We start from the raw sequence: 9302 nt of genomic DNA, 5'->3' as shown, positions 1-9302 counted from the left end.
CGTGGATGGTGTTGGGGCGGATCTTCCAAGTGTCCGGACGCATGATGTCGTAGCTGCCTACGACCACGGTGGGGACCACGGGCACGCCGGCTTCGACGGCCAGCATGAACGCGCCTTTCTTGAACGGCTGCAGCCGGCCCGTCCGCGACCGCGTGCCTTCGGGGAAGATGACCACGGCGCCGCGCTCGTGGCGGATCTTCTGGCCCGCCTCGCGCAGGCTCTGGATGGCGCTAGCCCGGTTCGAGCGGTCGATGGAGATGTGGCCCGCGGCCTTCCACGCGCTGCCGAAGATGGGGATGCGCTCCAGCTCCTTCTTGGCGACGAAGTGGAACGTGCCGGGCAGCACCGAGGCGATGGCGAACACGTCGAACCACGAGACGTGGTTGGAGACCACGACCATGGGTGCGTCGCCGCTCACGTGCTCCATGCCGTGCACCACCACGGGGCTGCCGCTGGCGCGCAGGATCGTGCCCGCCCAGCGGCGCGTGAGCCGGGAATAGAGCGGGCCGCGCCACCCCAGCAGCGACGCCGCGATCGCGCCTCCGCCCCAGAACAGCGTGGAGGCCGTGGCGGCCAGCGCCACCCACAGCATGCGTATCACTCCCGCCCCTCTCCGAAGTGCTGGTATCCCCCGCGCCCCAGCGGCACCCGCCCCCCCGCGCCGTCTGCCCGCCACACCCCTGCACCCGCCTTCACGCGCCCCACGCGCGTGAGCCTCACCCCCGTCTCGCTCTCGAATGCCGAGGCATGCGGCTGCACCGCGCCCCCCGCGGCGCAGAAGCACAGCTCGTAGTCCTCGCCGCCGGAGAGGGCGAGCGCCGCGCCGTCGGCAGCCGTGCGGGCCGCCTCGTGCACGGGAACCGCGTCCGTCTCCAGCACCACGGCCACCCCGCTGGCGGCCGCGATCTGCGCCGCGTCGCCCGCCAGGCCGTCGGAGATGTCGATCATTGCACTCGGGATGCCGCGGGATCGGAGCCACGCCGCCTCGCGCACGCGCGGGACGGGCGCGGCGAAGCACCGGCGCGCGGACGCGTCGGGCAGCGCGTCGCGCAGGAGGGCGGCCACGTACGCCGCCGAACCGCCCAGCTCGCCCGTCACCCACACCTCGTCGCCCGGCCGCGCGCCGGAGCGGAGGACGGGAGATGGGCACTCGCCGACGACGGTGACGTCCACCGCGATCGGCCCCAGGGAGCGCGTGAGGTCGCCGCCGAGCAGCACTCCCCCCACGCTCTCCGCGGCGTCGCGAACGCCGGCCATCAGGTGCTCGGCGAAGCGCGGCGCATCTTCGTCGCTGATCGCGAGCGAGCAGAGTACGCCGATGGGGCGCGCCGCCATCGCAGCCAGGTCGCTCAGCGCCGCCGCCGCCGCCCGCCACCCGATCTCGCGCGCGGAGAGCCAGTCGCGCCGGAAGTGCACGCCCTCCACGCTCATGTCACACGACAGCGCGATCCCGTCGCCCGCGACCACGGCGCAGTCGTCGCCGGGGCCCACGCGCACGTCCCCCCGCTCGCCCGGCGCGGCGGGGTGCGGCACGAACCTGCGGATCAGGTCGAACTCGGCGCCGGGCGCCAGGCGCATGCCTTCGGCGGAGATGGGGAAGCTCCAGACGGTTTGGGAAGATCGTGGAAGATGGCCGCGCAAGGTGCGGCTTTCCGTACGACGCCACAAGGGGCGACGCAACACGCGAACCGCGGAGCAGAAGCGCGAAAGAAGAGCCCGAGACGCCGATCTCCCCCGCCCATCTCACGAACTCGCGCCCATCTCGCGGCCTGAGACGAAACCGCCCCCTCTCCCAGGCAGTTTTGGGAGAGGGGGCAGCGAGGAACGAGCGGGGGAGAGGGCCGTCCTCCGCCCTCCCCCCACCCGCTCGACCGATCTCAGTACCCCGGCGGGTCGCTGGCGGGGAAGGAATCGATCGACCCCTTCTCCACCGTGCCGTCGTGGTGGTGCTCCGAGGCCACTGCGGCCTGCGGAAGCCCCGCCTCGCCGGAGAGCGCGGCCGGCTCCTCCTTGCCGCCCAGCAGCTGGCGCAGCACGTACTGGAGGATGCCGCCGTGCCGGTAGTACAGGATCTCCTGCGGCGTGTCGATGCGCACCAGCGCGCGGAACTCCGTCACCTTCCCGTCCTCGCCCGTGGCGCGGACGGCGATCTCGCGCCCGGCGCCGAAGCCGGTGGCGATGGCGGCCGTCAGCCCCTGGAAGTCGAACGTCTCGCGGCCAAGGAGGCCGAGCGACGACACCGACTCGCCGGGCAGGAACTGGAGCGGCAGGATGCCCATCCCCACCAGGTTGCTGCGGTGGATGCGCTCGTAGCTCTCGGCGATCACCGCCTTGATGCCCTGGAGGTACGGGCCCTTGGCCGCCCAGTCGCGGCTGGAGCCGGAGCCGTACTCCTTGCCCGCCAGCACCACCAGCGGCGTGCCGTCGGCCACGTAGCGCATGGCCGCGTCGTAGATGGTGGTGATCTCGTTCTCGGGGAAGTACGTGGTGTACCCGCCCTCGGTGCCAGGCGCGAGCTGGTTGCGGATGCGCACGTTGGCGAAGGTGCCGCGCACCATCACCTCGTGGTTGCCGCGCCGCGAGCCGTACGAGTTGAAGTCGCGCGCCTCCACGCCGTGCTCGGTCAGGTAGCGCCCCGCGGGCGAGTCCTTCTTGATGCTCCCTGCCGGGGAGATGTGGTCCGTGGTCACGCTGTCGCCCAGCAGCGCAACGGCCCGCGCGCCGGTGATCTCCGGCACGGTGTCGCGCGCCTGCCTGCTCATGCCCTCGAAGTACGTGGGCTGCCGCACGTAGGTGGACGAGTCCGCCCAGGTGAAGCGGCTGCCGCTGGGGATGTCCATGCTCTTCCAGCGGTCGTCGCCCTCGAAGACCGCGCCGTAGCTGCGGCGGTACATCTCCGACTCGATGGAGCTGCGCACCGTCTCCTCGATCTCGGCCTGCGTGGGCCAGATGTCCTTGAGGAAGACCGAGCGCCCGTCCTTGCCCTCGCCCAGCGGCTCGTTGTACAGGTCGATGTCGATGCGGCCGGCGATGGCGAAGGCGACCACGAGCGGCGGCGACATCAGGAAGTTCGCCCGCACGTCGGAGTTGATGCGGCCCTCGAAGTTGCGGTTGCCGGAGAGGACCGACGCGGCGACCAGGCCGCCCTTCTGGATCGCCTCGGAGATCTCCTGCGGCAGCGGGCCGGAGTTGCCGATGCAGGTGGTGCAGCCGTAGCCGACGGTCTGGAAGCCCAGGGCGTCCAGGTACTGCTGGAGATCCGCCTTCTGGTAGTACTCGGTCACCACCTTCGATCCCGGCGCGAGCGACGTCTTCACCCACGGCTTGCGGGTGAGGCCGCGCTCCACCGCCTTCTTGGCGAGCAGGCCGGCCGCCAGCATCACCGACGGGTTGGACGTGTTGGTGCAGCTGGTGATGGCGGCGATGACGACCGAGCCGTGGTCCAGGCACTGCTCGGCGTTCTCGATCATCACCTTCTGCGCGCTGGGCGACTCGGCCGAGCCCTCGCCCCACACGCCCACGGCGTCCGGGCCGCTGGCGTCGGTGCGGTTCGCCGCGTCCTTCTGCGACGGCATGCCGCCCTTGGACGGGAGAAGGTCGGGCAGCGCCTTGCGGAACGCCTTCTTCGCCTCGGAGAGCTTGATGCGGTCCTGCGGGCGCCGTGGCCCGGCGATGCTGGGCTCCACGGTGTTCAGGTCCAGCTCGAGCGTGTCGGTGAAGACGGGCTCGGGCGCGTCGGCGCTGTGGAAGAGCCCCTGCTCCTTCATGTACGCCTCGACCAGGGCGATGCGCTCCTGCGGGCGGCCGGTGAGGCGCAGGTACTGGAGCGTGACCTCGTCGGGCGGGAAGATGGCGCAGGTGGCGCCGTACTCCGGGCTCATGTTGCCGATGGTGGCGCGGTCGGCCAGCGGCAGGCGGCTCACGCCGGGGCCGTAGAACTCCACGAACTTGCCGACGACGCCCTTCTTCCGGAGCATCTCCGTCACGGTCAGCACCAGGTCGGTGGCCGTCGCGCCCTCCGGCAGCTCGCCCTCCAGCTTGAAGCCGATGACCTGGGGGATGAGCATGGAGATGGGCTGGCCCAGCATGGCCGCCTCGGCCTCGATGCCGCCGACGCCCCAGGCCAGGATGCCGAGACCGTTGACCATGGGCGTGTGCGAGTCGGTGCCCACGCAGGTGTCCGGGAACGCCTGCGGCAGGTCGGTCTTGGGCGCGGCGGGGTTCTCGTCGCTGGTGAAGACGACGCGGGAGAGGTACTCGAGGTTGACCTGGTGGACGATGCCGGTGTTGGGCGGCACGACCTTGAAGTTGTCGAACGCCTGCTGGCCCCAGCGCAGGAAGGCGTAGCGCTCGGCGTTGCGCTGGTAGTCCAGCTCCACGTTCTGCTCGAAGGCCGCGGCGGTGCCGAAGGCGTCGACCTGCACGGAGTGGTCGATGACCAGCTCCACCGGCTGCAGCGGGTTGATCTTGGACGGGTCGCCGCCCAGGTCGGCCATGGCGTCGCGCATGGCGGCGAGGTCCACCACGCAGGGAACGCCGGTGAAGTCCTGGAGGACGACGCGGGCGGGCATGTAGGCGATCTCCCGCTCGGAGGCTTCCTTGGGCGACCACCGCGCCAGAGCCTCGATGTCCTCGCGGGTGACGGTCACGCCGTCTTCGCGCCGCAGCAGGTTCTCCAACAGGATACGCAGGCTGTACGGAAGGCGGCTCACGTCGATGCCCTCCTTGGCCAGCGCGTCCAGGCGGAAGATCTCGTACTCACGCTCGCCCACGCGCAGGGTGGAGCGTGCTCCAAAGCTGTCGATCATGTCGGTCTCCTCGTTGGGGGCCCCTCTCCAGGGCCCACGAACGGCGCCCCCGGCCCGGCCGGTCAGGCGTCGAACACATCAATCGCCGGGCGTCACCCGGCCCTAGTCGCGCCCGCACATCTTACAATGCCGCGCCGCCGCTGGAAAGCCGCAGCGGCGCACACTTTCGGAGCAGTGCCGGGCGCGGCCCGCGGTGGTGCAAGTGCGGGTCCAGAAAGCGCACAGTCCCCTGCCCCGAACAGCGCGTCCGGAGCCGGTTTTCCATCATCCGGACGATGCACGGCGACGAACGGCGCAGACCCGGTCGGAGGAGCGAAAAAGTTGGGCCGCGTGTCGCAAAGAACGGCAGCGATAAGTATCGGTTTTTCCGCGGAGAGGGTGCGAAGGCTCGCATCCGTCGTCGGTTCCACATCTACCGAAGCGCGCGGATGGATCGGTGGCGTCACATCTACCCGATCCCCCAAGCCGGACGTGCGGCAGCGACGTATCTGTCGAGGTGCGAATCAGTTGGAGCGTGACGCGACGGGGAGATGAGAATGCGACGATGCCGAACGACTGGTTCATCGCACGACGTTGCTGTTCATCTGCTGATGCGAGACGTTCTTCTGCTGAGATTTATGTGGCGGCGACAAACTGCAGGTGGAACAGGGGGGTCGTGGCTTGACGGGGAGGCTTCGGCCAGCGGAGAGCCTGTGTCGGATGCGATGGATGGGGCCGATCGGAGGAAGGTTGCTCGTGTGAGGTGATGGAGGATGGAGGAGGCGAGAGTGAGCTCGTGAGATACGAGGCGGACGGGCACAAGCGTGCGGCAGTGCGGGTAACTGGTTATGATTGAGGCTGGTGCCGCGCCCTTCGAGGCGCGGTGGAGAACACGCGAACACGCGGAAGATTCATGAGCCGGGAAGTCATTCTGGTCGGGGACAAGGTCCTCGTGCGGCCGGAGGAAGAGAGCGGCAAGACCGCGTCGGGGCTGTACCTGCCGCAGGGCGTGGCGGAGAAGGAAGCCGTGGCGTCCGGCCACGTCGTGAACGTCGGCCCGGGCTACGCCACATCGGACTCGTCAGACGGCGAGGCGTGGTCGGGCTCCAGCGCGCGGACCGAGGTGCGCTACCTGCCGCTCCAGGCGCAGAAGGGCGACCTGGCCCTCTTCCTCCGCCGCAACGCGGTGGAGGTGGAGATCGACGGCAGCCAGTACCTGATCGTCCCGCACGGCGCCATCCTCCTCCTCATCCGCGACCGCCTGCCACTGCCGTAGAGAGCAACGATGCCCATCACCCTTGACGACGACACGGAACGGCTCGCCAGAGAGCTGGCTGCAATCACGGGGGAGAGTGTTGAGGAAGCGATAACCGTCGCGGTCCGTGAGCGCCTCGACCGTGTTCGGGCGAGCCAGGCACTCAACGACCGAATCGCCGATATTTAGGCGGCGGTGGCTGCGCTTCCGACGCTGGACGACCGGCCGGCGGATGCGATCTTGTACGACAAGTGGGCACTGCCGAAGTAACCGAAGCGGTGTGAGGAAGCAGCAAAACGGAGGGGGCGTCCGCGCGGACGCCCCCTCCGTGCATCTGACGTGGAATGCGATGTTCAGTCCGCGCCGGTGCCGCCGGTGAGGCGCGCGGAGAGGCGGTAGACGGGCCAGCTGGCGGCGAGGACGGCCAGGGTGTAGAGGCTGTTGCGGGTGTCGCCCGCGACGGCACCGGCGAGGAACGCGAGCGAGCCCACGAGCGCGGCACCCGTCGTCCACGGGTAGCCCCAGGCGCGATACGGACGCGGAGTGTCCGGCTCGCGGCGGCGGAGCACGAAGACCGAGGCGAAGGTGAGGACGTAGTTCGCCACGAAGAAGAACGACAGGACCGCGATGATGCGGTCGAATGCGCCCGTGGCCGCGAAGACGACCGCGACGGCCGTGCTCGCAAGCAGCGCCACGGTGGGCGTGCCGCCGCGGTTGACGATAGTCGCGCGCGAGGTGAAGAGCCCGTCCGCGCTGATGGCGTAGAGGACGCGCGGCGCCATCAGCACCAGCGCGTTGAGGCACGACACCAGCGCCACGATCAGCAGCACGCGGATGATGGTGTCGCCGCGGGCGCCGAAGACCGCGCGGGCCGCATCGCCCGCGGCGAGCTTGGCGCCCGCCATGGCGGGGAGCGGCAGCACGTGCAGGAGCGCGGCGTTGATCAGCAGGTAGATGGCGGCGATGGAGATCACCCCGCCGAAGATGGCCCGCGGCACGTCGCGCGCCGGGTCGGCCACCTCGCCGCCGAAGTAGACGACGCCGGTCCAGCCGTCGTAGGTGTAGATCACGCCTTGCAGGGCGATCACGACAGCGATGAGCAGCGGGAAGCCGGAGGGCACCGGCAGCGCGGCGGCGACCGGGCGCGGGCCGCTCCACGCGAAGCACGCCGCCACCAGGCCCAGGAGCGCGACCGCCTTGAGCAGGCTCGTCGCCTCCTGCGCGCGCCCGGCCGCCAGCACGCCGCGCCACTGGAGCGCCGCGCACGCGAGGATCGCCGCGATGGCCATCCCCGTTCCCCACCCGGCAAGCGCGGGCACCAGCGCGGCCAGGTACTCGCCGATGACCACGGCCACCGCGGCGCAGCTCCCCGCGGTCGAGATCCAGTCGCTCCATCCCACCACGAAGCCGGCGTACGGCCCCAGCGCCCGCCGCGCGAACACGTACTGGCCGCCGGACTTGGGGATCATGGTCCCAAGCTCGGCCACGGAGATGGCGCCGAGCAGCGCGTACACGCCGCCCGCGATCCACACCGCCATGTACAGCGTCGTGCTGGGAAGCCGCGCGGCGACCTCGCCCGGGGTGCGCAGAATTCCCGCGCCGATGGTGTTGCCCAGGCCCACTGCCAGCCCGAAGCTCACGCCCAGCACGCGCAGCAGCCGCCCGCGCCGGAGCAAATCCGCCGTGGAGGAGGCTTCGGATGCGGCGGCGGACGCCGTTTGCGCGTCGGGATCGAGAGGCGCCGCGGACGCCGGGACTGCGTCGGGTACGCTCAACGGGAGGATTCGCGGTGGCGGGGCGGAAGGGCCGGGCGGGAGATGCGAACACGGTAACGGCATCGCCGGCAATCGCGCCAGGTTTCTCCAGTCGCGGTTGGACGATGCGGGACTGGACGGTCGATGCACATCTACCGAAATCGCTGGTGAGCAGCGCACCCACCGCACACGACGGGGAGCCGGCGGACGCTGCGCATTACCGCATCCGCCGGCTCTTCATCTACTACTTCGCCTCGCCCGCATCCCAACCATCCGCCCATCATCTCCGACGGTCTTCCGTGCCGGGCGATGGCGTGCGGATCAGAACGCGGCGAGGCCGGTGACGCTGACCGGAAAGATGCCGGTCAGGTTCGCCGTGGGCACCGCCGTCAGCGAGCCGTCGCCTGCCACGCGGAAGGTGTGGATGCCGCGGTCGCCGGCGGTCAGCGCGTACAGGTAGCCGTTGGCGTACGCCATGTCCAGCGGCTGGGTGCCCGCGCCCGTGACGCCCGTCATGCCGTCCGTCGTGAGGCGGGTGAGCGCGCCCGTGGACCCGATGCGGAAGCCGGTGATGGAGCCGCTGCCGGTGTTGGTGGTGTACGCGAACTGCCCGTCGGGCGTGATCTGCACCCAGCACGCGGCCGTCTCGGTGGTGGGCACCGAGGCGCTGATGACGGTGGCCGCGCCCGTGCTGCTGAAGGTGAGCGAGCCGGCCGAGCTGCCGTCGGGCACCGCGGCCCGGTTGGGGCCGATGTTGCCGATGGAGAGCACGTAGCGGCCGCTGGGGTCGAAGTCCGCGCCGAACGGCGTGGGTCCGGGCGAGGCGACGAACGTGGGGCCGGACGAGGGGATGCCGTCCACGTTCAGGCCGTAGACGTCCAGGCGGTTCGTCGGCTTCTCGGTGACCACGACGTTCTGGCCGTCTGGGCTGATGCGGATGGAGCCGGGGCCGGGCGTGGCCGCGCCGCTCAGCGCGCGCGTGGAGCCGGCCAGCGGAGTGAGCGTGCCGTCCGCGCCGATGCGGAAGCCGCTGATGCTGCCGCCGCCCATCGCGTTCACCACGTACAGCAGGCTGCCGCTGGTCGCCAGGCTCACGGGGAACTGCCCGCCCGAGCCGACCGTGCTCACGCGCGTGAGCGACCCGGTCCCGCTCACGCGGAACGACGTCACCTGGTTGCTGCCCGCGTTGACCACGAAGAGCAGGCGGTTGTCGCCGGTGAGGATCACCGCGTCCTGCGACTCCAGCGGGTCGGTTCCGAACACCGGGTGCGGCCCGCTGCCCAGCCCGCCGGTAGCCACCGAGTCCATGCGCGTGAGCGTCCCGTCGTTCGCGCGCGAGAAGACGATGACGTAGTTCGCGCTCGCCGCGTTGTTCATGGTGAACACGGCGCCGTTGTTGGTGTTGGTAAAGCTGGTCGTGTCGTCGCACGCCGCCAGCGGCAGGGCCGCCAGGGCGAGAATGCACCACGCTTTCATACCACGCCTCCTCACACTCCGATGAACACC

At 70.5% G+C, this 9302-nt stretch carries 7 protein-coding genes; 2 read left to right on the top strand and 5 right to left on the bottom strand.

The window, feature by feature from the left end:
- The 3 genes from VFE05_24640 to acnA form a co-directional block, all read right to left on the bottom strand.
- Positions 1-592: lysophospholipid acyltransferase family protein (locus tag VFE05_24640; protein HET6233287.1), on the bottom strand; the 592-nt coding region annotated here is incomplete at its 3' end.
- A gap of 5 nt (positions 593-597) precedes the next feature.
- On the bottom strand, positions 598-1578 hold the full coding sequence (thiL, locus tag VFE05_24635; protein ID HET6233286.1) for a thiamine-phosphate kinase: 981 nt from the start codon (positions 1576-1578) through the stop codon (positions 598-600).
- Between the two features lie 299 nt (positions 1579-1877).
- A complete protein-coding gene (acnA, locus tag VFE05_24630; protein ID HET6233285.1) occupies positions 1878-4808 on the bottom strand; it encodes an aconitate hydratase AcnA in 2931 nt (976 codons plus the stop codon).
- An 892-nt stretch (positions 4809-5700) separates the two neighbouring features.
- Here acnA and VFE05_24625 point away from each other — a divergent pair.
- Positions 5701-6063, top strand: coding sequence for a co-chaperone GroES family protein (locus VFE05_24625; protein HET6233284.1), 363 nt, complete (start codon positions 5701-5703; stop codon positions 6061-6063).
- Between the two features lie 9 nt (positions 6064-6072).
- Entirely contained in the window at positions 6073-6231 is a 159-nt protein-coding gene (locus tag VFE05_24620; GenBank protein HET6233283.1) for a type II toxin-antitoxin system VapB family antitoxin, read from the top strand.
- A gap of 164 nt (positions 6232-6395) precedes the next feature.
- Here the strand turns inward: VFE05_24620 and VFE05_24615 are convergent, their stop codons facing one another.
- Both VFE05_24615 and VFE05_24610 read right to left on the bottom strand, forming a co-directional pair.
- Complete coding sequence (locus VFE05_24615; GenBank protein HET6233282.1) at positions 6396-7817, bottom strand: APC family permease; 1422 nt, start codon at positions 7815-7817, stop codon at positions 6396-6398.
- A 300-nt stretch (positions 7818-8117) separates the two neighbouring features.
- On the bottom strand, positions 8118-9272 hold the full coding sequence (locus VFE05_24610; protein ID HET6233281.1) for a beta-propeller fold lactonase family protein: 1155 nt from the start codon (positions 9270-9272) through the stop codon (positions 8118-8120).
- Between the last annotated feature and the right edge of the window lie 30 nt (positions 9273-9302).

This window comes from Longimicrobiaceae bacterium (assembly GCA_035696245.1).
Lineage (GTDB): Bacteria > Gemmatimonadota > Gemmatimonadetes > Longimicrobiales > Longimicrobiaceae > DASRQW01.
The sequence above is the reverse complement of the archived record's forward strand: the minus strand, read 5'-3'. Positions and strand labels throughout refer to the sequence as shown.